The sequence below is a fragment of the Caulobacter sp. HJHS_5 genome, from assembly GCF_056683955.1.
In genome coordinates, this window is record NZ_JBWZNC010000004.1 from 358,602 (window position 1) to 381,079 (window position 22,478).

Annotated in this window: 22 protein-coding genes; 12 read left to right on the forward strand and 10 right to left on the reverse strand. The window is 70.5% G+C overall.

What is annotated here, in order from left to right:
• Positions 1-196: 196 nt before the first annotated feature.
• Positions 197-1,951 carry a tannase/feruloyl esterase family alpha/beta hydrolase gene (locus ACFLIT_RS10080; protein WP_479911165.1) on the forward strand — a complete coding sequence of 585 codons (1,755 nt, stop codon included), beginning with the start codon at positions 197-199 and terminating at the stop codon, positions 1,949-1,951.
• Between the two features lie 13 nt (positions 1,952-1,964).
• On the opposite strand, the gene gshB is transcribed toward ACFLIT_RS10080, so the two are convergent.
• The 6 genes from gshB to rdgB form a co-directional block, all read right to left on the reverse strand.
• Positions 1,965-2,915, reverse strand: a complete 951-nt coding sequence (gene gshB / locus ACFLIT_RS10085) for a glutathione synthase (protein WP_479911089.1) — start codon at positions 2,913-2,915, stop codon at positions 1,965-1,967.
• 66 nt (positions 2,916-2,981) lie between these two features.
• The gene (locus ACFLIT_RS10090; protein ID WP_479911090.1) at positions 2,982-3,797 is read right to left on the reverse strand and encodes a transglutaminase family protein; all 816 of its coding nucleotides are present in this window, start codon (positions 3,795-3,797) and stop codon (positions 2,982-2,984) included.
• Between the two features lie 9 nt (positions 3,798-3,806).
• A complete protein-coding gene (locus tag ACFLIT_RS10095; RefSeq protein ID WP_479911091.1) occupies positions 3,807-4,211 on the reverse strand; it encodes a YraN family protein in 405 nt (134 codons plus the stop codon).
• The gene (gene rsmI, locus ACFLIT_RS10100; RefSeq protein WP_479911092.1) at positions 4,208-5,077 is read right to left on the reverse strand and encodes a 16S rRNA (cytidine(1402)-2'-O)-methyltransferase; all 870 of its coding nucleotides are present in this window, start codon (positions 5,075-5,077) and stop codon (positions 4,208-4,210) included. Before rsmI ends, ACFLIT_RS10095 begins: the two co-directional genes overlap by 4 nt.
• Before the next feature lie 26 nt (positions 5,078-5,103).
• Positions 5,104-6,252: a radical SAM family heme chaperone HemW gene (hemW, locus tag ACFLIT_RS10105; RefSeq protein WP_479911093.1), complete on the reverse strand. Its 1,149-nt coding sequence runs from the start codon at positions 6,250-6,252 to the stop codon at positions 5,104-5,106.
• Positions 6,245-6,847, reverse strand: a complete 603-nt coding sequence (gene rdgB / locus ACFLIT_RS10110; RefSeq protein WP_479911094.1) for an RdgB/HAM1 family non-canonical purine NTP pyrophosphatase — start codon at positions 6,845-6,847, stop codon at positions 6,245-6,247. The genes hemW and rdgB overlap by 8 nt, the downstream gene beginning before the upstream one ends.
• 15 nt (positions 6,848-6,862) lie before the next feature.
• Between rdgB and ACFLIT_RS10115 the strand changes: the two genes are divergently transcribed.
• The 3 genes from ACFLIT_RS10115 to ACFLIT_RS10125 all read left to right on the forward strand — a co-directional run bounded on the left by ACFLIT_RS10115 (position 6,863) and on the right by ACFLIT_RS10125 (position 8,792).
• Complete coding sequence (locus ACFLIT_RS10115; protein WP_479911095.1) at positions 6,863-7,930, forward strand: NAD(P)H-dependent flavin oxidoreductase; 1,068 nt, start codon at positions 6,863-6,865, stop codon at positions 7,928-7,930.
• A 77-nt stretch (positions 7,931-8,007) separates the two neighbouring features.
• On the forward strand, positions 8,008-8,532 hold the full coding sequence (locus ACFLIT_RS10120) for a DUF2975 domain-containing protein (protein ID WP_479911096.1): 525 nt from the start codon (positions 8,008-8,010) through the stop codon (positions 8,530-8,532).
• Between the two features lie 14 nt (positions 8,533-8,546).
• On the forward strand, positions 8,547-8,792 hold the full coding sequence (locus tag ACFLIT_RS10125) for a helix-turn-helix domain-containing protein (RefSeq protein ID WP_479911097.1): 246 nt from the start codon (positions 8,547-8,549) through the stop codon (positions 8,790-8,792).
• Here the strand turns inward: ACFLIT_RS10125 and rph are convergent.
• Positions 8,789-9,502: a ribonuclease PH gene (gene rph / locus ACFLIT_RS10130; protein ID WP_479911098.1), complete on the reverse strand. Its 714-nt coding sequence runs from the start codon at positions 9,500-9,502 to the stop codon at positions 8,789-8,791. The genes ACFLIT_RS10125 and rph overlap by 4 nt on opposite strands.
• 98 nt (positions 9,503-9,600) lie before the next feature.
• Here rph and hrcA point away from each other — a divergent pair, with 98 nt between their 5' ends.
• The 7 genes from hrcA (at position 9,601) to ACFLIT_RS10165 (ending at position 17,745) form a co-directional block, all read left to right on the forward strand.
• Positions 9,601-10,698: a heat-inducible transcriptional repressor HrcA gene (hrcA, locus tag ACFLIT_RS10135; RefSeq protein ID WP_479911099.1), complete on the forward strand. Its 1,098-nt coding sequence runs from the start codon at positions 9,601-9,603 to the stop codon at positions 10,696-10,698.
• 10 nt (positions 10,699-10,708) lie between these two features.
• The gene (grpE, locus tag ACFLIT_RS10140; protein WP_479911100.1) at positions 10,709-11,347 is read left to right on the forward strand and encodes a nucleotide exchange factor GrpE; all 639 of its coding nucleotides are present in this window, start codon (positions 10,709-10,711) and stop codon (positions 11,345-11,347) included.
• Between the two features lie 144 nt (positions 11,348-11,491).
• Entirely contained in the window at positions 11,492-12,610 is a 1,119-nt protein-coding gene (dnaN, locus tag ACFLIT_RS10145) for a DNA polymerase III subunit beta (protein ID WP_479911101.1), read from the forward strand.
• 74 nt (positions 12,611-12,684) lie between these two features.
• Positions 12,685-13,878 (forward strand): hypothetical protein, encoded by a 1,194-nt coding sequence (locus ACFLIT_RS10150; RefSeq protein ID WP_479911102.1) that lies wholly within the window; start codon positions 12,685-12,687, stop codon positions 13,876-13,878.
• Between the two features lie 20 nt (positions 13,879-13,898).
• Positions 13,899-15,041 carry a DNA replication/repair protein RecF gene (gene recF, locus ACFLIT_RS10155; protein WP_479911103.1) on the forward strand — a complete coding sequence of 381 codons (1,143 nt, stop codon included), beginning with the start codon at positions 13,899-13,901 and terminating at the stop codon, positions 15,039-15,041.
• Entirely contained in the window at positions 15,038-17,479 is a 2,442-nt protein-coding gene (gene gyrB, locus ACFLIT_RS10160; RefSeq protein WP_479911166.1) for a DNA topoisomerase (ATP-hydrolyzing) subunit B, read from the forward strand. Before recF ends, gyrB begins: the two co-directional genes overlap by 4 nt.
• A gap of 11 nt (positions 17,480-17,490) precedes the next feature.
• Complete coding sequence (locus ACFLIT_RS10165; protein ID WP_479911104.1) at positions 17,491-17,745, forward strand: hypothetical protein; 255 nt, start codon at positions 17,491-17,493, stop codon at positions 17,743-17,745.
• On the opposite strand, the gene recQ is transcribed toward ACFLIT_RS10165, so the two are convergent.
• The 3 genes from recQ to ACFLIT_RS10180 are packed head-to-tail and all read right to left on the reverse strand — an operon-like array spanning position 17,742 to position 20,598.
• Positions 17,742-19,586 (reverse strand): DNA helicase RecQ, encoded by a 1,845-nt coding sequence (gene recQ, locus ACFLIT_RS10170; protein ID WP_479911105.1) that lies wholly within the window; start codon positions 19,584-19,586, stop codon positions 17,742-17,744. The genes ACFLIT_RS10165 and recQ overlap by 4 nt on opposite strands.
• A 45-nt stretch (positions 19,587-19,631) precedes the next feature.
• Positions 19,632-20,108 carry a transcription elongation factor GreA gene (gene greA, locus ACFLIT_RS10175; protein ID WP_479911106.1) on the reverse strand — a complete coding sequence of 159 codons (477 nt, stop codon included), beginning with the start codon at positions 20,106-20,108 and terminating at the stop codon, positions 19,632-19,634.
• A 31-nt stretch (positions 20,109-20,139) separates the two neighbouring features.
• Entirely contained in the window at positions 20,140-20,598 is a 459-nt protein-coding gene (locus tag ACFLIT_RS10180) for a MarR family winged helix-turn-helix transcriptional regulator (protein WP_479911107.1), read from the reverse strand.
• A 68-nt stretch (positions 20,599-20,666) separates the two neighbouring features.
• Here ACFLIT_RS10180 and ACFLIT_RS10185 point away from each other — a divergent pair, with 68 nt between their 5' ends.
• Complete coding sequence (locus ACFLIT_RS10185; RefSeq protein ID WP_479911108.1) at positions 20,667-22,448, forward strand: chloride channel protein; 1,782 nt, start codon at positions 20,667-20,669, stop codon at positions 22,446-22,448.
• The last annotated feature ends 30 nt before the right edge of the window (positions 22,449-22,478 follow it).

The window sequence follows — 22,478 nt, forward strand, 5'->3', positions numbered from 1 at the left end:
GCCACGCGGCCCAGATCAAGAACAAAAAAGGAACTTTATAAGAAAATGAAAGGAGTCAGACAGTTCGGTGACTCTCTTGAGACTGTGCTCAAGCTCCAAACAGGCGCTCACCCTTGCGCGGCGCGGCGCTTGCGGCAAGCTTCGCTTTGACTAGCGACGGCCATGGCCGAGGTGATGGGGTGATTCCGTGCATCAGATGAGATTCGCGCCGCTGGCGGCGGCCGTCCTGGTGATCGGCTGCGCCTCCGCCAAGGCGCAGCCCGTCCCGACGGCGGCGACGGACCGTGGGTCGCTCACCGCCTGCGCGGCCCTGAAGGACGCGGCCCTCCCCGTCGCCGGGACCATCGTCTCGGCCGAGCCTCGAGCCGCCGGCCCGATCAAGGGCGGCCCCGGCCAGGGGCCGGGCGACGCGCCGGCCCATTGCGAGGTCGTCGGCCGCCTGCTGGAGCGCGCGGGCGCCAATGGCCAGACCTATGTCATCAAGTTTCAGCTGCGCCTGCCGGACGCCTGGAACGGCCGCTTCTTCTTCCAGGGCGGCGGCGGCTCGAACGGCGCCATCGGCAACGCCATCGGCCCGCTGATGGGGGCCCAGCCGAGCAACGCGGTCAGCCAGGGCTACGCCGTGGTCAGCCAGGACTCCGGCCACGACAACGACGTCAACCGCGACCCGGCGCGGCAGGGCGAGGTGACCTTCGGCTGGGACGCCCAGGCGCGGGCCGACTACGGCGGGGCCTCGATCCCGCCGGTGGCGGCGACCGCCAAGGCCCTGATCGCCCGCTACTACGGCCGCGCGCCGCAGTTCAGCTATTACGTCGGCGGCTCCAAGGGCGGGCAGGAAGGCTTCATGGCCGTGCAGCGCTACGCGACGCTGTTCGACGGGGTGCTGGCCGGCTACCCGGGTTTCCGCCTGGCCGACGCCGGCGGCGTGGGCCAGATGTGGGACGCCCAGGCCATGGCCGAGGCGGCGCGGGCCATGGGCGCGACGGCGGCCGACGGCCAACCCCTGCTCAACAAGGCCTTCACCGACGACGACCTGCTGCTGGTCTCCGGCGCGGTGCTGAAAGCCTGCGACGGGTTGGACGGCCTGGAAGATGGGATCGTCGAGGCCTTCCCCGCCTGCGACACGGCACGGGTCGCCCCGGCGCTGGCGACGGTCACCTGCACGGGCGCCAAGGCCGCCGATTGCCTGGCGCCGGCCCAGGTCACCGCCCTGCGCAAGATGTTCGACGGCGCCAGGGGGCCGGACGGCCGCCTGCTCTACGCTGACTGGCCGTGGGACGCCGGCATCGCCTACCGCACCGCGCAGAGAAGCGTCAGCGGCGGCTGGCGGATGTGGAAGCTCGGCCCCTACGCCTCGCCGACCAACAACGGCCTGGCCGTGGTGCTGGGCGGCAAGTCGGCCTCGGCGGTGTTCACCTCGCCGCCGACGGCGGTGGCCGACGACCCCGGCGCCCTCACCCGCTACAGCCTCGGCGTCGACGTGGCCGAGAACGCCCGCAAGGGCCGCGTGAAGTGGGGGGCGCTGAACCAGAGCTCGGTCGACTTCATGAACGCCGACAGCGGCGATCTTTCGGAGTTCAGCCGGCGCGGCGGCAAGCTGCTGATCTATCACGGGGTCAGCGATCCGGTGTTCTCGATCAACGACACCATCGCCTGGTGGGAGAAGGTGAACGCCATGGATCGCGGCCAGGCGGCCCGGTTCGTGCGCCTGTTCCCGGTGCCGGGCATGAACCACGGCCAGGGCGGGCCGGCGACCGACCAGTTCGACGCCTTCGGCGCCCTGGTCGCCTGGCGCGAGCGCGACGTGGCGCCGACGCAGTTCACGGCGACGGCCCGGCCCGGCGCGCCCTGGCCCGGCCGCACCCGCCTGCTCTGCGCCTGGCCGCAGCAACCGCGCTATCAGGGCGGCGACACCGAGAGCGCGGCGTCGTTCCGCTGCGTCAATCCTTAAAGCGTAGCGAGCCTTAGCGCCCGGAGCGGATCGCCTCGATCCGCTCCCACATTGTCGCCGTGACGTCCGGCCCGCCGAAACGTTTCAGCTGCTGGGCGCCGGTCGGCGAGGTGACGTTGATCTCGGTCATGTAGTCGCCGATCACGTCGATGCCGACGAACAGCAGGCCCCGGCGGCGCAGTTCCGGGCCGATGATCGCGCAGAGTTCGCGGTCGCGGGCGGTGAGCTCCACCGCCTCGGCTCGCCCGCCGCGCGCGAGGTTGGAACGCACCTGGCCCTCGGCCGGCACGCGGTTGATGGCGCCCACCGGCTCGCCGTCGACCAGCAGCACGCGCTTGTCGCCCTTGCTGACCGCCGGGATGAACTTCTGGGCGATGACCTGCTCGCGGCCGATCATGGCGTGGAGTTCGAGCAGGGCGTCGAGGTTGGGGTCGTCGGCCTTCAGCCGGATCACGCCCGAGCCGCCGCCGCCGTAGAGCGGCTTCAGCACCATGTCGCCGTGGCGGGCGCGGAAGTCGTAGATCGCCTCGACGTCGCTGGTGATCAGGGTCGGCGGCTGCACGCCCGGGAAGTCGGTGACGAACAGCTTTTCGGGCGCGTTGCGCACCTCGGCCGGGTTGTTCACCACCAGGACCTTCGGGTGGACCTTCTCGAGGAAGTGGGTGGCCGTGATGTAGGCCATGTCGAACGGCGGGTCCTGCCGCATCAGCACGACGTCGACCTCCTCGGACAGGTCGAGGGTGCGGACCTCGCCAAAGGTGACGTGGGCGCCCTTCACCGCCTGGACATCGACCTGACGGGCGCGGGCGAAGACGCGGCCTTCGTCGAGGGTCAGCTTGTCGGGCGTGTAGACATAGAGCCGATGCCCGCGCTCCTGGGCGGTGAGCATCATCAGGAAGGTGGTGTCGGTCTCGATGTTGACCCGCTCGATCGGATCCATCTGAACGGCGACGCGCAGGGACATGGGCTAGCTCCAGCTTCCGGACCGAGGACTTAGGCCGTCGAGGCCTCCGGCGCCAGAGCCGCGGCGCTAGTTCAGCTGCAACCGCACCCGCTCGCGGGCCGCGCGGGCGGCGATGGCGGCGCCGCCGTCGAGGAGCTGGGCCTGGGCGAGGGCCTGCAGGGCGCCGGCCAGCGCCCCCTGCCCTTCGCGGGCGGCGGCGACGTCGAGCCAGGGGCGGTGGTCGGTGGGGTCGAGCAGGGCGCGGCGCAAGGCCGAGCGTTCGGCGCGAGCGTAGTCCCTGGCCGCCTGGGCGCGGGCGAAGATGATGTTCTGCAGGCGGATCAGCACGGCGCGGTCGCTGGCCGGGGTCATCAAGCGGTCGAGGCGGGCCGCGACGTCCGGGGTCAGGCCGGTGCGAAGGGCGCGGCGAGAGAGTTCCGACGGCAGCACGATGCGGCCTTCGCTGAAGGGATCGAGCGCCAGCGGCCCTTCCTCCGTCTCGATGCGCAGCAGGAAGTGGCCCGGGAAGTCGACGCCGTTGACCTGCAGACCGCAGGTGCGGGCGGCGTGCAGATAGTAGATGCCGAGCGCGGCGGGCAGACCCTTGCGGCGGGCGCAAACGCCGAGCACGTCGGCGTTCTCCGGATGGTTCTGGGTCATCAGGTCGCCGGAGAGGCCGAGGTCGCCGCTCATCGCCTCGGCCAGCGCTTCCTCGGGAGACTCGATGGTCAGGCGTTCGCGCAGGTGACGCACGCCCTCCTCCGCCAGGTGACGGGCGGACTGGGCGTCGCGGCTGTCGTCGTCGTGGATGGCGCAAGCGAGCGCCGCCTCGAACAGGGGAAAGGCGTCGTCCCCGGCCTTGCCGGCCTTTCGGAGCACTTCCTCGGCGTCTTCTCGAGTCATCGTACGCGCTCAACGACCCAAATCAGGCCAAGCGTCGGGAACATGACGCGGCAGGCGCCCCGGCGCCAAGGCCATAAGGTCGAGACGGATGGACGCGTTGCGCAGGGCCGGCCGCGAAGCCGCCACATGAAGGCCCGCCCGGCGCAGGCGCTCTCGCTGGGTGAAGGACACTGCTTCCAGCGCCTCCTCGACAGTGCGCCGACGCTTGACCTCGACCACGGCGAGCACGCCGCCGCCCAGGCCGCGCTTGTGGGCCAGAAGGTCGATCTCGCCCGGCGGCGTCGCGAGGCGAAAGCCGAGGATGCGGTAACCCTTCAACATCAGGACGAGCGCGGCGATGGCTTCGCCGCGTCGGCCGGAGAGGCGCGCCGCCCGGCCCCGCGCCTGGCGGACCTCGAACTTCGCCGGGCTCACTTCGCCCCCTTCAGCGCGAGGGCGCGCCTATAGAGGTCCTTGCGGGACAGACCGAGTTGGGCCGAGACCTCGGCGGCGGCCTCGCCCGGCGGCAGGCGGCGCAGGGCTTCGGCGAGGGCCGCGTCGGCGTCGGCCTCGGTGGCGACGGCCTCGGCGCCGCCGCCGACCAACACCACGATCTCGCCGCGCGGCTCCTCCAGGGCCGGATCGGCCATCAGGGCGCTGAGCCGCCCGCGCACGCAGGTCTCGTGCAGCTTGGTCAGTTCGCGGGCCACGGCGGCCGGGCGGTCGCCGAACACGGCGGCCATGTCGGTGAGGCAGGCGCGCAGGCGCGGACCGGTCTCGTAGAAGATCAGGGTGCAGCGCTGGTCGCGCAGGGCCTCCAGCGCCGTGCGCCGGGCGGCGGATTTCGGCGGCAGGAAGCCGGCGAACAGAAAACGGTCGGTGGGCAGACCCGCGAGCGTGAGGGCCGCCAGGGCCGCCGAAGCGCCGGGGATCGGATAGACGGTCGCGCCAGCCGCCAGGGCCTCGCCGACGAGGCGGTATCCGGGATCGGAAACGAGCGGCGTGCCGGCGTCGGACACCAGGGCCACGCGACCGCCCTCGGCCAGCAGGGCCAGGGCCTTGGGGCCGGCGCGATCTGCGGAGTGCTCATCGTAGCGGGCCAGCGGCTTGGAGAGGCCGTAGGCGCTGAGCAGCTTGGCCGTGACGCGAGTGTCTTCCGCGAGAAGGAGATCGCAGCCGTGCAGAACGTCGAGCGCGCGCAAGGTGATGTCGCGCAGATTGCCGATAGGCGTGGCCACCACATAGAGCCCCGGCGCCAGGGGCGCGTCGGACAGCGACGGAGGCGGCGGACGGTCGGCCATGCGTTTAGGTAGCCTGCGCCGCCGGATCAGACCAGCGAGGCCGTAAGACGGTCGAGCAGCAGGCGGCCGGCGCGGGTGGCGCGCAGGCGGACAGGATCGCCGACGACCAAGCCTGTCTCGACGAGGTCGCGCACGCGGGGATCGTCCGGCGTCAGGCCCAAGGCGGCGACCTCGGCGAAGGTCACGCCGGCGTCGATGCGCAGGCCGAGCAGCAGCCGCTCCTCAGCGATGTCCACGGCGGTCAGTCGCTCTCCGCTCCCGAAGCCCGGACCGCCCGCCTCGATGGCGGCGATGTAGTCGGCGATGCGCGCGGGGGCCAGGGTGGCGAGGCGACCTTGCCCGTCGGCGATACGGCCGTGCGCGCCGGGGCCGACGCCGAGGTAATCGACGCCCGTCCAATAGGCGAGGTTGTGCCGCGAGCGCGACGCGGCGTCGCGGGCGTGGTTGGACACCTCGTAGGCGTCGAAGCCCGCCGCTTCGAGGACAGCCTGTGTAGCGTCGAACAGGTCGCCGGCCAGGGTCTCGCCCGGCGGAACGAGCGCGCCGCGTCCGACCGCGCGGTCGAACGGCGTGCCGGCTTCGATGGTCAGTTGATAGGGCGAGACGTGGCCGGCGCCCCAGCCAATGGCCTCGGCGAGTTCGGCTTTCCAGGCCCGCACGGTCTGGCCGGGACGGGCGTAGATCAGGTCGATGGACAGACGCGGGAAGGTCGCCGCCGCCAGGGCGGCGGCGCGGCGGGCCTCCTCGGCGCCATGGTTGCGGCCGAGCGCCTTGAGAGCGGCGTCATCGAGCGCCTGCACGCCCAGAGAGAGGCGTTCCACCCCGGCGGCCGCGAAGGCGGCGAAGCGGCCGGCCTCGGCGTCGGTGGGGTTGGCTTCAAGGCCAATCTCCAGATCGTCGACCGGAGACCACAGGCGCCTGGCGGCGTCGATGACGGCGGCGACCTGGGCCGGGTCCATCAGCGACGGCGTGCCGCCGCCGAAGAAGATCGAGGTCAGGCGGCGCGGGCCGGTGAGGGCGCGCTGGATTTCGAGGTCGGCGACGATGGCCGCCGCCAGCCGCGCTTGCTCTTCCGTGCGGCCGCGATCGCGCACCACGGCGAAGTCGCAATAGGGGCAGATGCGCGCGCAGTACGGCCAATGGACGTAGACCGCGAGCGGAGAAAGTTCAGTCAACCAGCGCCGCCTTAAGGGCCGCGAAGGCGCGGGCGCGATGGCTAATCGCATCCTTGGCCGCCGGCTCCATCTCGCCGAAGGTCAGGTCGGCGCCGGCGGGGATGAACATCGGATCGTAGCCGAAGCCCCGATCGCCGCGCGGCGGCATGCAGAGCGTGCCGTCGATGTGCCCTTCCACGACCACCGCCGGCCCGTCCGGCCAAGCGACGGCGAGGGCGCAAACGAACCAGGCGTTGAGGTCCTCCGACCCCGACTCGACCCAGCGCTCCTCGACCTTCTTCATCGCCTCGCGGAAATCCTTCGAAGGACCGGCCCAGCGGGCGGAATAGACGCCGGGCGCGCCGCCGAGGGCATCGACGCAGAAGCCGGAATCATCGGCCAGGGCGACGCCGCCGCCGACCCGCGCGGCGTGGCGGGCCTTGAGCAGGGCGTTGCCGGTGAAGGTGGCCTCGGTCTCTTCCGGCTCGGGCACCCCCGCCTCGGCGGCGGTGATCACCGTGAACCTGCCCTCCAGCAGCGCCGCCAGCTCCCGCGCCTTGCCGGGATTGTGAGTGGCGGCGATGATGCGTTCGCCGGGGTGCAGGCGCAGGGCCACGAGGAAACTCCATTCATGTCTTTGCTGGCGAAATTGGGCGTCGCCCTGCCCATCGTGCAAGCCCCGATGGCGGGAACCTCCACGCCCGAACTCGCGGCCGCCGTGTGCGCCGCCGGCGCCCTCGGGTCAATCTCGGTCGGCGCGACCGACGCGGCCGGCGCCCAGAAAATGATCAGCGAGCTGAAGGCGCGGACCGACCGGGCCTTCAATGTCAACCTGTTCGTCCATGCCCGCGCCGAGGCCGAACCGGTATCGGCGGCGGCGTGGCTGGAAGCGTTGCGGCCGCAGTTCGAGCGCCAAGGCGCGGCGCCGCCGACCGAGCTGCGCGAAATCTATCGCAGCTTCATCGACGACGACGCGATGCTGGCCGTGCTGCTGGACCTGGCGCCCGCCGTGGTCAGCTTCCACTTCGGCCTGCCCGGCGCCGACAGGATCGCGGCTCTGAAGGCGAAAGGCTGCCTCCTCTTCTCGACCGCCACCAGCCTCGCCGAGGCCGAGGCCGCGCGGGCGGCGGGGATCGACGCCGTGGTCGCCCAAGGCTGGGAGGCCGGCGGCCATCGCGGCGTGTTCGACCCGAACGCCCCGGATGACCGTCTGGGGACGATGGCCCTCACCCGCCTGCTCGTGCAGCGCTCCGGCCTGCCCGTGATCGCCGCCGGTGGGATCATGGATGGCGCCGGGATCGCCGCGGCGCTCGATCTCGGGGCCATGGCCGCCCAGCTCGGCACCGCCTTCGTCGCCTGCCCGGAGAGCGCCGCCGACGCCGCCTATCGCGCCGCCCTGGCCAGCGACGCGGCCCTGCACACCACCGTGACCGACGCCATCTCCGGCCGCCCCGCCCGCTGCCTCGTCAACCGCTTCACCGCCTGGGCCGAGGCCCACGCCGACCTGCCCCGCGCCGGCTACCCGATGACCTACGACGCCGGAAAGGCGCTGAACGCGGCGGCCAAGCTGAAGGGCGAAGGCAGCTACGGCGCGCAGTGGGCGGGCCAGGGCGCGCCGCTGTCGCGAGTGATGCCGGCGAGCGAACTGGTGGCGGTGCTGGCGGAGGAAATACGCGCGGTTCAGATTGCCAAATCTTAATATCGAAAAACGATAATTCGCTGGATTCGGCGACCGCGCGCTCCTAAGCGTGCGGCATCGGCAAGGTGTGAAGGTCCATGCGCGCTCTCGGCCCAGGCTCGCTCTCGAGCTTCCTGAAGATCATCCTCGACGTGGTCTACGTCTGCCTGTGGGTGGGCCTCGGCGGCGTGGGCATCGGCATCCTGGTGGCCCTGCTGTTCAGCTTCGACCCGACCTTCATGGGCCACATCCATCTCGACAGCGATGACGGCGACCTCAGCGGCAAGGGGCCATTGCTGGCCTGGGTGCTGTTCTGCGCCGGGGCCTACCTCGGGATCATCCTCGCCATCGTGCAGCGCCTGCGGAAGGTGTTCCTCACCCTCACCGCCGGCGATCCCTTCCACCCCGACAACGTCGTGCGCCTGCGCCTGATCGGCCTGCTGCTCGGGGGGCTGGAGATCTCGCGCTACGTGTTCAAGGCGGCGTCGCGTTTCCTCGATCAGGACAACGAGGGGCGCGGCTTCAGCCTGACCGCCTGGTTCGCGGTGCTGGTGGTGCTGGTGATGTCCGAAGTCTTCCGCGAGGGCGCGCGCCTTCGCCGCGAAGCCGAACTGACGATCTGAGGCGGAGCAAGCCGATGTCCATCCGCGTCAACCTCGATCGCGTGCTGCTCGAACGCCGCATGTCGCTGACCGAACTCTCCGACCGGGTCGGCGTGACCCTGGCCAATCTGTCGATCCTGAAGACCGGCAAGGCCCGCGCCATCCGCTTCACGACGCTCGACCTGCTGTGCCGCGAACTGCAGTGCCAGCCCGGCGACCTGCTGGTGTTCGACGCCAGCCCTGGGGATGGCGACGAGGACGTCGAGGGGCCGGAGACCTAGCCGACCGCCGCTCGCTGCAGGGCGAACAGCTCGCCGACGCCCTTTTCGGCCAGGCCGTAGAGCGCTTCGAACTCGGCGCGGGTGAAGCCGCGCTTTTCGCCGGTGGCCTGGATTTCGACGATGTCGCCGCTGTCGGTCAGCACGAAATTGGAGTCGGCCTCGGCCGCCGAGTCCTCCTCGTAGTCCAGGTCGAGCACCGGCGTATCGGCGTGCACGCCGCAGGAGACGGCCGCGACCTGGCCGAGGATCGGATCGGCCTTCAGGACGCCTTCCTTCAGCAGGTAGCCCGTGGCCAGGCGCAGGGCGACCCAGGCGCCGGTGATGGCGGCGGTGCGGGTGCCGCCGTCGGCCTGGATGACGTCGCAATCGAGGGTCAGCTGGCGTTCGCCCAGCGCCTTGAGGTCGACCACGGCGCGGAGCGAGCGGCCGATCAGGCGCTGGATTTCCTGGGTGCGGCCCGACTGCTTGCCGGCCGCGGCCTCGCGCCGGCCGCGCGTGTGGGTGGCGCGAGGCAGCATGCCGTATTCCGCCGTCACCCAGCCCTGGCCCTTGCCGCGCAGCCAGCCCGGCAGGCTTTCCTCGACCGTGCAGGTGATCAGCACCTTGGTGTGGCCGAACGAGATCAGGCACGAGCCCTCGGCGTAGCGATTGACGGCGGTCTCGAGGACCACGGCGCGAAGCTGATCGGGGGCGCGGCCGGAATGACGCATGAAATCGTTCCTTGTGGAGTGCGGCTTGCGCCGTCGAAGTCGCTGCTTATCCTGCAGGCCGCCCCAAAGGTCACGCCCTTCCCCATGTCCCCGCGAACATGAGCCCGATCACCCTGGGCGGCCCACTGTCGGCCGCCGCGCCTTCCGCCTCGTTGACCGAGCTCGACGGCCGGGCGCGCGACATCTTTCGCCGGATCGTCGAGCAGTACCTGGAGACCGGCGAGCCGGTCGGCTCGCGCACCCTCTCGCGGGGCGGCGTCGCCCTGTCGCCGGCCTCGATCCGCAACACCATGCAGGACCTCACCGTCCTGGGCCTGCTCGGGGCGCCGCACACCAGCGCCGGCCGTCTGCCGACCCACGCGGGCCTGCGCCTGTTCGTCGACGGGCTTCTTGAGGTCGGCGATATCGCCGAGGACGATCGGAAGGCGATCGAGGCGCGCCTGTTCGCCAAGGGGCGGTCGTTCGACGAGGCGCTGAACGAGGCCAGCGCCATTCTCTCGGGCCTGGCCGGAGGCGCGGGCATCGTCGTCGCCCCCGTCCGCGAGGGCGGGGTCAAGCATGTGGAGTTCGTCTCGCTGGGCGCCGACCAGACCCTGGCGGTCATGGTGTTCGACGACGGCGTGGTCGAGAATCGGCTGATGAAGCGCGAGGCGGGGGTGACGCCCGCCGCCCTGAGCGAGGCCTCCAACTTTCTCAACGCCCGCCTGCGCGGCCGCACGCTTTTGGAAGCCGGAGCCGAGGCGCGGGCCGAGCTCGAGCTGGCGCGCAAGGAACTGGATGTGGCGGCCGCCCGACTGGTCGAGGACGGCCTAGCCGCCTGGAGCGGCGGCGAGGGCGCCAATGGAGCCGATCGGGCCCTGATCGTGCGCGGCCGCGCCAACCTGCTGAGCGATCCTTCGGCGGCCGAGGACCTGGAGCGCGTGCGTCGGCTGTTCGACGATCTGGAGCAGAAGGAACAACTGATCGGCCTGCTCGACAACGTCGGGGCGGCCCAGGGCGTGCGCATCTTCATCGGCGCGGAAACACGCCTGTTTTCGCTTTCGGGTTCCGCCGTGATCGCGGCGCCCTATATGTCGGGCCGACAACGCGTGTTGGGTTCGATCGGCGTGATCGGCCCGGCGAGACTGAACTACGCCCGAGTGATCCCATTGGTGGACTACACCGCCAAGGTGCTCGGCCGAATGATGGACGGATGAGGCAAGACCGATGACCGACGACCAAACGCCGGCCAACCAAGATATCGAAGCGGACCTGGACGCCGCCGAACTGGAAGCCCTGCGCGCCGAGGTCGCCGCGCTTAAAGAGCAGACCCTGCGCTACGCCGCCGAGGCGGAGAACACCAAGCGCCGGGCCGAACGCGAGGCGAACGACGCCCGCGCCTATGCGATCCAGAAGTTCGCCCGCGATCTGCTGGGCGCCGCCGACGCCATGGAGCGCGCCCTGGCCGCCGCCCCGAAGGACACCGGCCCGGAAGACGCCCCTGGGGCCCTGACCGCCCTGGCGACCGGCGTGGAGATGATCGAGAAGACCCTGCAGCAGGCGTTCGAGCGCAACGGCCTGAAGAAGGTGGCCCCGCCGAAGGGCTCGAAGTTCGACCCTCACCTGCACCAGGCGATGATGGAGCAGCCGTCGACGGAAGTGGCCGCCGGCGGCGTGATCCAAACCCTGCAGACGGGCTACGAACTGTTCGGCCGCATCGTACGCCCGGCGATGGTGGTGGTCGCCGCCAAGGGCTCGACGGGCGAGGCGCCAGCGGCTGCGGCTCCCGAGCCGACGGCCGCCGCCAACCCCTACGCCGGCCAGACGGGCGACGACTCCGCGCACGAGGTCGACACCAAGGCCTGATCGTTCTGCGACGCTCCACAGCCAAGCTGAAACCGGCTGTGGCGCGACGCGCTGATTTCGCTAATCTGGCGGCCCTTTCGGCGGACAGCCGGAAGCTGCTGACGATTCGCCACGGCCTAGACACGCTACGGAACGACGACGCGCATGAAGATCACCATCGAACGGGCGGCGCTGCTGAAGGCGCTGGGACACGTGCAGAGCGTGGTCGAGCGGCGCAACACCATCCCGATCCTGTCCAACGTGCTGCTGTCGGCGACGCGCGATCAGGTGACCTTCTCGGCCACCGACCTGGACATGGAGATCATCGACGAGGGCCTGGCCCAGGTCGACACCCCCGGCCAGATCACCGCCCCGGCCAACACCCTCTACGAGATCGTGCGCAAGCTGCCCGAGGGGGCGGACGTGCAGCTGGTCTACAGCGGCGAGGACCCGCGCCTGCAGGTCGTGGCCGGCCGCTCGCGCTTCAACCTGCCGGTGCTGCCGGCGGGCGACTTCCCGGTGATGTCTTCGGAGGGTCTCTCAGGCTTCAGCATCGAGCCGACGGATCTGGCCCGGCTGATCGACAAGACCCGCTTCGCCATCTCCACCGAGGAGACGCGCTATTACCTCAACGGCCTCTACCTCCACACCGTGACCGAGGGCGGCGAGACCAAGCTGCGCGCCGTGGCCACCGACGGCCACCGCCTGGCTCTGGCGGAGATGCCCGCGCCTGAAGGCGCGGCGGGGGCTCCAGGCGTGATCATCCCTCGGAAGACCGTGCAGGAGGCCCGCCGCCTGATCGAGGACGCGGCCGGCGCCATCGACCTGCAGGTCTCGCCGCAGAAGGTGCGCTTCGAGTTCGGCCAGGCGACCGCCCTCACCTCGAAGGTGATCGACGGCTCGTTCCCCGACTATCTGCGCGTGATCCCCCGCGACAATCCCAAGTCGATGCTGGTCGACAACGAGCTGTTCGCCAAGGCGGTAGACCGCGTCGCCACCATTTCGGCCGAGAAGTCGCGCTCGGTGAAGATGGCCGTCGAGCCGGGCCGCCTGCTGCTGACCGTGCGCAACATGGAAGCCGGCCAGGGCGTGGAGGAGCTGGAGATCGACTACGACGGCGACAGCTTCGAAATCGGCTTCAACGCCCGCTACCTGCTGGACGTCACCGGCCAGATCCGCGGCGAGAACGCCGAGTTCCGCTTCGCCGACCCCGCCAGCCCGACCCTGGTCCTCGACCCGGCCGACGCGGCGGTGAAGTACGTGCTGATGCCGTTGCGGGTTTGACCGACCTAGTGCCCCCGTCCTGCTTGGACCTCGGGCGCCCCTTGCGGGTTGCCGCGAGTTTGCCCGGTAAGCAGATGTTTGACGGCGACGCGCCTCCAGCCTGCGTCGAAGTGCAGTATGTCGGCGAGGGCGGCGAGCCGGACCTCGTTGTCCTTCCGGTAGGAACCACCGGACACCTGAAGGCCGCCCTAGCCCACGACCTGCCTGAGAGGCTGCGGCGGCGCATCGCCGCCGGCCAGACCGGGCTCGTGCTCGACGGCTCGACCGAGGGTTGGGAAGCCGATACCGAGACGGTTGAGGGCCTCCACGGCACCCTCTCGCGCTGGGGCGTCTCGCCGCTCAACTGTGTCTACATGACTCAGAACCGGCGGTACCGCGAGGCCTATCTCTCCCATCTCCGCGAGCTCGGCCTCGGCCCGCCCATCGAGGTGATCTTCCACGACTACTACATCTGGTATCTTCTCAAACGAGAGGCGGTGAACGGCCAGCGGACGTTCGAGGCACGCTTGGCAGCCTTTGAAGCGCGGGCGACCACGCGCCCACGCCGCTTCATCTCGCTCAACCTCTCACCACGCCCTGCGAAGATCGTTTTCCTGCTTAGCCTTCTGCGCGACGGGCTATGGGATGACGGCTTCATCTCTTTCGGCGGCTTTGGCGGCGAGAGCGCAGTCAACCGGCGCCCCAAGTACGGATATTTGAAGCGGCACCTGCCCGGGTTCAACGATTTGATCGGCGAGGTCCATCCGCACCTCGACGCTCTCGACGCCAAGGGGCGTGTGCTCCTGGACGATGCGCCTACGAATTTCCATCAGCACAAGCTGAGCACTCAGCTTGCCCCCCCCCTCGACGAGTATGCCCAATCCTGGTTCACGGTGGTGACCGAAACCGAAATGTGGGCACAACCGACGCGCATCACTGAAAAGCCGCTGAAGCCGCTGCTGAACTTCCAGCCATTTCTGACCTTAGGGAATCCGGGAGCGTTGAAGATGATCCGCGAACTCGGGTTCGCGACCTTCGAAACGGTTTTCAACGAAGGCTATGACGAGGAGCTCGACCCACGCCGCCGCTTCAACGCGGTCTATGCTGAGTTCCGCCGTCTGCTTTCACTCGAAGAGATGGAGTGGGCGCGGATCGAACAGAGGCTTGCTGAGGTGCTGATCCACAACGCCCGTTGGGGGCTGACCGGAGCCGCCGAACGCTGGCGGCGCGAGGGCGAAGTGGCGCTGCTCGATTCTATCTTTGCGGGCGTCAGCCGTCGCCCGGCCTGACCGCGCGTTGTCCGTGGCAGATGTCCGCCTTCTTCACCCTCGCCCTGACCGACTTCCGCTCCTACGCCGCCGCGCGCCTGCCGGCGGAGGGGCGAAGCGTGTACCTGTTCGGGCCGAACGGGGCGGGCAAGACCAACCTCCTGGAAGCCATCAGCCTGCTCAGCCCCGGCAAGGGTCTGCGCGGCGCGAGCCTGCCTGAGATCGGGCGGCGGATGCCCGGCGAGGCGGTCGGGCGAGCCTGGGCCGTCTCGGCCGTGATCGGCGATCCGGACGGCGAGGTGCAGATCGGCACGGGGACCGAGACGCCGGGCGCTTCCCGGCGCATCGTGCGGATCGACGGCGAACCGGTTCCCCCAAGCCGCATGGCGGATCACGTCCGCCCCCTGTGGCTGACGCCGCAGCAGGATCGGCTGTTCCTGGAGGCGCCCGGCGAGCGGCGGAAGTTCTTCGACCGACTGACCTTCGCCGCCGAGCCGGCCCACGCGGCCCACGCCGCCGCCTATGACAAGGCCTTGCGCGAGCGCATGCGGCTTCTCACCGATGAAGGCCCGCCGCCCGACCCCCTGTGGCTGGAGGCGCTGGAGGCTCGCATGGCCGAGGCGGGCGCGCGGATGGCCGCCGCCCGGGCGCGGACCCTGACCGCGCTGCAGGGCGAGATCGACAACCGCGGCGACCGCCCCTTCCCCCAGGCGATCCTGAGCCTGAGCGGCGAGTGGGAACAGATGGCGCTGGCGGGCGACGACGAAGCCGAAATCGAGGCTCGCCTGGTCGCCGCCCTGGCCGCCGCGCGGCCCCGTGACGCCGCCGCCGGACGGGGCCTGACCGGCCCGCACAGGGGCGATCTTTCCGTGCTCCACGCCGAGAAGGACCGGCCCGCCGCCGAATGCTCCACCGGCGAGCAGAAAGCCTTGATTCTGAACCTCGTTTTGGCCCAGGCGGCGCGACTTTCGCGTGCCATTTCCGGCCCGAATCCTATAGTGTTGCTAGACGAGGTCGCCGCGCACCTCGACCCGCTGCGGCGGGCCGCGCTCGGCGACGAGATCAGCGCGCTCAGGCTGCAGGCCTTTCTTACCGGCACCGACGAGTCGCTGTTCGATTCCCTCAAGGGCCGGGCCCTCGGCGTTCGCGTGGACGCATCGGGCCTGGTGGTCATGGACGACTGATTTTGAGCGACGAAAACGCGATTCCCGAGGCCGCCCAGGCGTCCGAATACGGCGCCGAATCCATCAAGGTTCTCAAGGGCCTGGACGCGGTGCGCAAGCGCCCCGGCATGTATATCGGCGACACCGACGACGGCTCGGGCCTGCACCACATGGTCTATGAGGTGGTCGACAACGCCATCGACGAGGCCTTGGCCGGCTACGCCACCCGCGTGGGCGTGACCCTGAACGCCGACGGCTCGGCGACCATCACCGACGATGGTCGCGGCATCCCGACCGCCATCCACGAGGGCGAGGGCGTCAGCGCGGCCGAGGTCATCATGACCCAGTTGCACGCCGGCGGTAAGTTCGACCAGAACAGCTACAAGGTCTCCGGCGGCCTGCACGGCGTGGGCGTGTCGGTGGTGAACGCGCTCAGCGACTGGCTGCAACTGAAGATCTTCCGCGACGGCCAGCAGCACGAGATGCGCTTCGAGCGCGGCGACGCCGTCGTCGCCCTGAAGGTGACCGGCGAGGCGCCGAACCGCACGGAAGGCCCGCGCGCCGGCACGGTGCTGACCGGCACCGAAGTGACGTTCATGCCGTCGCTCGAGACCTTCAGCCACATCAACTTCGACCGGAAGACGCTGGAGCACCGCCTGCGCGAGCTCGCCTTCCTGAACAGCGGCGTTCACATCGTCTTCCGCGACCTGCGCGACGCCGAGCCCTACGAGGAAATCCTGCATTACGACGGCGGCGTCGAAGCCTTCGTGCGCCACCTGGACAAGGCCAAGAAGCCGCTGATCAGCGCGCCGATCGTGGTGCGCGGCGCCAACAGCAAGGTCGAGCTCGACCTGGCCCTATGGTGGAACGACAGCTACCACGAGCAGATGCTGTGCTTCACCAACAACATCCCGCAGCGGGATGGGGGCACGCACCTTTCGGCCTTCCGCGCCGCCCTGACGCGGATCATCTCGAACTACGCCGAAAGCTCGGGCGCCTCGAAGCGCGAGAAGGTCAGCGTCAGCGGCGAAGACGCCCGCGAAGGCCTGACCTGCGTGCTGTCGGTGAAGGTGCCGGATCCGAAGTTCTCCAGCCAGACCAAGGACAAGCTGGTCTCGTCCGAAGTGCGCCCCGCCGTCGAGGCCCTGGTCAGTGAAGGCTTGGCCACCTGGTTCGAGGAACATCCGGCCGAGGCCAAGGGAATCGTCCAGAAGATCGCCGAGGCCGCCGCCGCCCGCGAAGCCGCCCGCAAGGCGCGCGAGCTGACCCGCCGCAAGAGCGTGCTCGACATCAGCTCCCTGCCCGGCAAGCTCGCCGACTGCTCGGAGCGCGATCCGGCCAAGTCCGAACTGTTCATCGTCGAGGGCGACAGCGCCGGGGGCTCGGCCAAGCAGGCGCGCAACCGCGAGAACCAGGCGATCCTTCCGCTGCGCGGCAAGATCCTCAACGTGGAGCGCGCGCGCTTCGACAAGATGCTGTCCAGCGAGCAGGTCGGCACCCTGATCACCGCCCTGGGCGCCGGCATCGGCCGCGAGGACTTCAACGCCGAGAAGGTGCGCTACCACAAGATCGTGCTGATGACCGACGCCGACGTCGACGGCGCCCACATCCGCACCCTGCTGCTGACCTTCTTCTACCGGCAGATGCCGGAGTTGATCGAGCGCGGCTACATCTACATCGCCCAGCCGCCGCTCTACAAAGCCGCCAAGGGCAAGTCGTCCCGCTATCTGAAGGACGACGCCGAGATGGAGGCCTTCCTGATCGAGGAAGGGGTCGACGGCGCCGAACTCGACCTCTCCAGTGGTGAGCGTCTCACCGGCCGCGACCTCCTGGCCCTGGTGCAGACCGCCCGTCAGGCCCGCGCCAATATCGAACGCCTGGCCGCCCGCGTGCCGGCCTTCGCGGTCGAACAGGCGGCCCTGGCCGGCCTGCTGGGCGACAGCCCCGACCCGGTCGCCGCCGCCCAGCGTCTCGATCTCTACGCGGACGAGGGCGACGGGAACTGGACGGGGGAACGCGGCGAAGCCGGCTTCGTGTTCAGCCGGGTGAAGCGCGGCGTTTCCGAACGCATCGTGCTCGACGACCAGACCCTGCACGCCGCCGACGCCCGCCGCCTGGCCGAGCGCGCCGAGGCCCTGGCCGAAACCTTCTCCGGCCGCGCCGTGTTCCGCCGCAAGGACAAGTCGAGCCCCGTGCGCGGCCCGATCGACCTGGTCAACGCGGTGATGGACGCCGGCCGCAAGGGCCTGTCGATCCAACGCTACAAGGGTCTGGGCGAGATGAACCCCGACCAGCTGTGGGAGACCACCCTCGACGCCGAGGCGCGCACCCTGCTGCAGGTGAAGGTGGGCCACGCCGACGAGGCCGACGACATGTTCGCCCGCCTGATGGGCGAGATGGTCGAACCCCGCCGCGAGTTCATCCAGGCCAACGCCCTGGACGCCGAGGTGGACGTCTAGGACGCGCCGCCATGAGCGAAGAGCAACCGAAGGACGCCTGGGACATCAAGGCCGCGCACTGGCTCAGCGTCTGCATGATGCTGCTGTTCGGCATCGTGATGATGGGCTTCGGGATTTACAGCCTGCTGCACGGCGTCAAGGTCTTGGGCCAGGACAGCAACCCGGCCCAGGCCGGCACCGGCGTCGTGGTGGCGGGGTTCGGCCTGCTGCTGGCGCGCTGGGCGTTCAAGCGGGCGAAGGCCCGGCCCCAAGGCCTGAGCGGCTAGTTCTCCCGCACCAGCTTGAGCACCGCCTCGCCGTAGCGGGCGAGCTTGCCTTCGCCGACGCCATCGACGGCGCGCAGGGCGCTTTCCGTCCGGGGACGCGAGCCGGCGATGGCCGCAAGCGTCGCATCGTGAAAGATGACATAGGGCGGCACGTGCTGACGGCCGGCCTCCTCGCGCCGCCAGCCGCGCAGGGCTTCGAACAGATGGGCGTCGGCCGGGTCGACATAGGCGGTCGCCGCCTTGGCGCCCTTGCGGCCGCGCGCGCTCTTGCCGCCGACGGCGACGGCCTGCTCGCGCACCGAGACCCGCCGCTCGCCGCGATAGACGGCCCGCACGCCCTCGGCGTCGCCGAGCCCGATCAGAGGTCTGCCATCGTTGGGATCCTCTTTCAGGAGTCCCTCGAACAGCAGCTGGTCGACAAGGTCGCGCCAGGTGTTGGCGGCGGTGTCGGCGCCGATGGACCAGGTCGAGAGCGCCCGCTCCGAGTCCATCACGTCCTTGGTCTTGCCGGTAAGGTGGTCGACGAGACGGCCGCGCCCGAAGCGGCCGCCGAGACGGTGCGCGGCCGAGATCGCCTTCTGGGCCAGTTCGGTGGCGTCGGTCAGCTTGGGCGGCGCGAGGCAGAGGTCGCACTGGCCGCAGACCTGCACCGCCTCCTCGCCGAAGTAGCGGCGGACGGCGGCCGCCCGGCAGGTGGCGCCGTCGAGCATGGCGTAGAGCTGGCGCGCCTTGCGGGCCTGCACCGACTTCACCTCGGCGGAGGTGTCGCGGCTGTCGAGGCGCCGCAGCGCCCAGGCGAGATCGGCGGAGCCGTAGAGGGTGATGCCCTCCGCCGGCTGGCCGTCGCGGCCGGCGCGGCCGACCTCCTGCCAGTAGGCCTCGATGGACGCGGGAGGATCGGCATGGATGACGTAGCGGACGTCCGGCTTGTCGATGCCCATACCGAAGGCGATGGTCGCCACCATCACCCCCGCCTCGGCCTCCAGGAACTGCTCCAGCCGCTCGGCACGGACGTCCTTGTCGAGACCGGCGTGATAGGCGGTGGCGTCGACCCCATCCTTGCGCAGGGCCTCGGCCAGGGTCTCCGTGCCGTCGCGAGACCCGGCGTAGATCACCCCCGCCCGGCCCGGCCGCGCGGCGACCAGCTCGGCCACCCGCGCATGGCCCTTGCCGCGCTTGCGCTCGGCCGAGAGGGCGAGTTCGGGCCGCGCGAAGCTGTCGACGAACTCGGCGCAGCCTTCGAGGCGGAGCTCGCGGCGGATGTCCTCCCGCGTGCGGGCGTCGGCGGTGGCGGTGACGGCGAGGCGCGGCACGTCCGGCAGGGCGTCGGCGAGGCGGCCGAGCATGCGATACTCGGGCCGGAAGTCGTGGCCCCACTGGCTGACGCAGTGGGCTTCGTCGACAGCGATCAGGGCCAGGGGCGTGCGGGCCAGGCGGTCCAGCGTCGGCCCCGCCATCAGGGCTTCGGGCGAAAGGTAGAGCAGGTCGAGATCGCCCCCCTCGATGCGCCGCCACAGGGCCGAGCGGTCGTCCAGGGAAAGGCCGCTCTCCAGGCGGGCGGCGCGCACCCCGGCCTGCTGCAACGCCGCGACCTGGTCGGCCATCAGGGCGATCAGCGGCGAGACGACAAGGCCGAGGCCCGGGCGCACCAGGGCCGGGATCTGATAGCAGAGACTCTTGCCGCCGCCGGTCGGCAGCACCGCCAGGGCGCTGCGCCCGGCCAGCACCTCGCCGACCACCCCCGCCTGCAGCCCGCGGAAGTCCGCGTGGCCGAACGTGTCGCGAAGGATGGCGCGCGCCGCGTCGAGCGGATCGCTGTGAAGGGGGGCGATGGACGGCATGGAAGCTTGCTTATGCCGTGATGCGGGGCGACGGCGGAAGGCCTTCTAGTCGACCGCCACGATTTCCACCTCGCCGCCGGGCGTATTGGCCGTCTCACCCAGGCTTTTGCCGAGCAGGGCGCGGGCCAGGGGCGCGACGTAGGAGACGAGACCGGCGGTCGGATCGGCCTCGTCCTCGCCGACGATGCGATAGCTCTGGCGGCGGCCGTCCTCGCGCTCGAAGGTCACCCGGGCGCCGAAGCGCACCACCTCGCCGCCCTCGAAAGGCGTCAGCTCGGCCGTGCCGCGACGGGCCGACCAGTAGCGCAGGTCGCGGGTGGCGCGGGCCATGGCGGTGCGGTCGGTGGAGACGTCGCCGGCCAGGCGGGCGGCGTTGTAGGCCTCTCGCGCGGCTTCGAGTTCGGCCTCGATGGCGGCGAGGCCCTCCGGCGTGACGAGATTGCGGTTGGGCGAGATCGGCCGATCCGGCAGGTCGGCGGCGGTGGACTCAAGGTCCTCCTCGCGGGTGAAGGCGACGCTCATCGGGATCTTATGACAGGCGAGAGGGTCGGCGTCAGCCGTTGGAACGCGGTTCACGGCCGCCGCGTCGGTCGGCGCCCAAGCGGCTGAGCGCCCGGGTGAGGGCCGGCTCCAGGACTTCGAGTTCGGCCACATGCGCCTCGGTGAGCTCGTGCAGCAGGGCCTCGGCTCTCGGCGTCAGGGCCAGCTCGGTCCGGCGGCGATCGTCGGGGCTCGGCCGTTTGCTCAGAAGGTTCGCCTCCACCATGCGCGCCACCAGCTCGGCCGCCGTCGGCTGGGCGATCAGCAGCTGCTCGGCGAGGGAGCCGGCGGTCGGGGGCTGCGGCCCCTTGTGACCGGCGATGGACAACAGGGCCTGGTGCTGCTGCGCCGGCAGGCCGCGCCCGGCGGCGGCCTGTTCGCTGAAGGCGAGAAACCGCCGCAGTTCGAAGCGGAAGGCGGCGATCGCTCCATACTCTTCCCGCGAGAGGCCCTCCCGGCGCCGATTAGTCATTCGCCCTCGCACAATTCGCTATGTTGCATCGCAATACGATGTATATGGCGCGCTCGAAGGAGCAGCCCATGGCCCATAGCGCGAAAACCTCGACGATCCCACACGCCACGCCCGCGGCCGTCTTGGCCGACTTCAAGGCCGACCGACGGCTGCTGATGCTCATCGCCATGGCCGTGGTGGTGGGAGCGGGCGGCGTGCTGGCCGCCTGGGTCTTGCTGAAGTTGATCGCCGTGGTGACCAACCTCGTCTGGTTCGGCCGCCTGTCGGTGGAGGCGGTCTCCATGGGCGAGGCGGTGCGCGGCCCATGGATGGTCGCGGCCCCCGTCCTCGGCGGGTTGGCGATCGGGCTGATGGCCCGCTTCGGCTCCGAGAAGATTCGCGGCCACGGCATCCCGGAGGCCATCGAGGCCATATTGATCGGCGGCAGCCGCATGTCGCCCAAGGTGGCGGTGCTGAAGCCGCTGTCCTCGGCCATCTCGATCGGCACGGGCGGCCCCTTCGGCGCCGAGGGCCCGATCATCATGACCGGCGGGGCGATCGGCTCGCTGTTCGCCCAGTGCTTCCACCTCAGCGCGGCGGAGCGAAAGGCCCTGCTGGTGGCCGGGGCGGCGGCGGGGATGACGGCGATCTTCGGCACGCCGGCCGCGGCGGTGCTGCTCGCCGTGGAGCTGCTGCTGTTCGAATGGCGCCCGAGAAGCTTCATCCCGGTGTCGGCGGCGGTGATCGTCGCCGCCAGCCTGCGGCCGAGCCTGTTCGGTCATGGCGCACTGTTCCCGCTGGCCGTGGAGCCGGCGCTGGCATGGTGGCCCCTCCTGGCGGCCAGCGCGGTCGGGGTGGCGGCGGGCCTGTTGTCCGGCCTGCTGACCAAGCTGCTGTATCTGTTGGAAGACGGGTTCGAGCGCCTGCCGATCCATTGGATGTGGTGGCCGGCGCTGGGCGGCCTGGCGGTCGGACTTGGCGGCCTGATCGAGCCCCGCGCCCTGGGCGTCGGCTACGACGTGATCGGCGACCTGATGAGCGGGCAGCTAGCGGCCCGGGCGGTGCTGGTCCTGATGCTCGTGAAGGCGGCGATCTGGCTGGTGTCGCTGTCTTCCGGCACCTCGGGCGGCGTGCTGGCGCCGCTGCTGATCCTGGGCGGGGCGCTGGGCTGGCTGTGCGGCCTTGCCCTGCCCGGCCCCCACGGCCTCTGGGCCCTGCTCGGCATGGCGGCCATCCTCGGCGGTACGATGCGCGCGCCCCTGACCGGGGCCGTGTTCGCCCTGGAACTGACGGGAAACGCGGCGATCCTGCCCGGCGCCATCGCCGCCACCGTCGCCGCCTACGCCGTGACGGTGCTGCTGATGAAGCGCTCGATCCTGACGGAAAAGATCGCCCGGCGCGGCCAGCACATCACCCGCGAATACGCCGTCGACCCATTCGAACTGGCCCGGGTGTCCGACATCATGGTGCGCAAGGTGGACAGCCTGACCGCCGACATGACCGTGCCGCAGGCCATCGCCGTGCTGCAGCGCGGCGACCATCGCATCTATCCGGTGGTCGACGCCGGCGGCCGCCCCGTCGGTCTGATCTCCCGCGCCGACGCCCTGCAATGGACGGTGGAGGGCGGTCACGCCGGCGAGACCCTCGGCGAGCGCGTGTCGGACGCCGGCCTGCCCGTGGTCTATCCCGAGACCGTGGTCGCCCGCGCCATCGACGCCATGCTCGTCAACGAGCTCGGCCGCCTGCCCGTGACCGACCCGGCGACCGGCCGGCTCGTCGGCCTGATCACACGCAAGGATCTGCTGCGGGTCTGCGCCGGCGCCAACGAGGCCGAGGCCAGCCGCAAGGCCTACTTCGCGGTTCCACGTTGAGGCGGACTCCAGAAACGAAAAAGGCCGCCC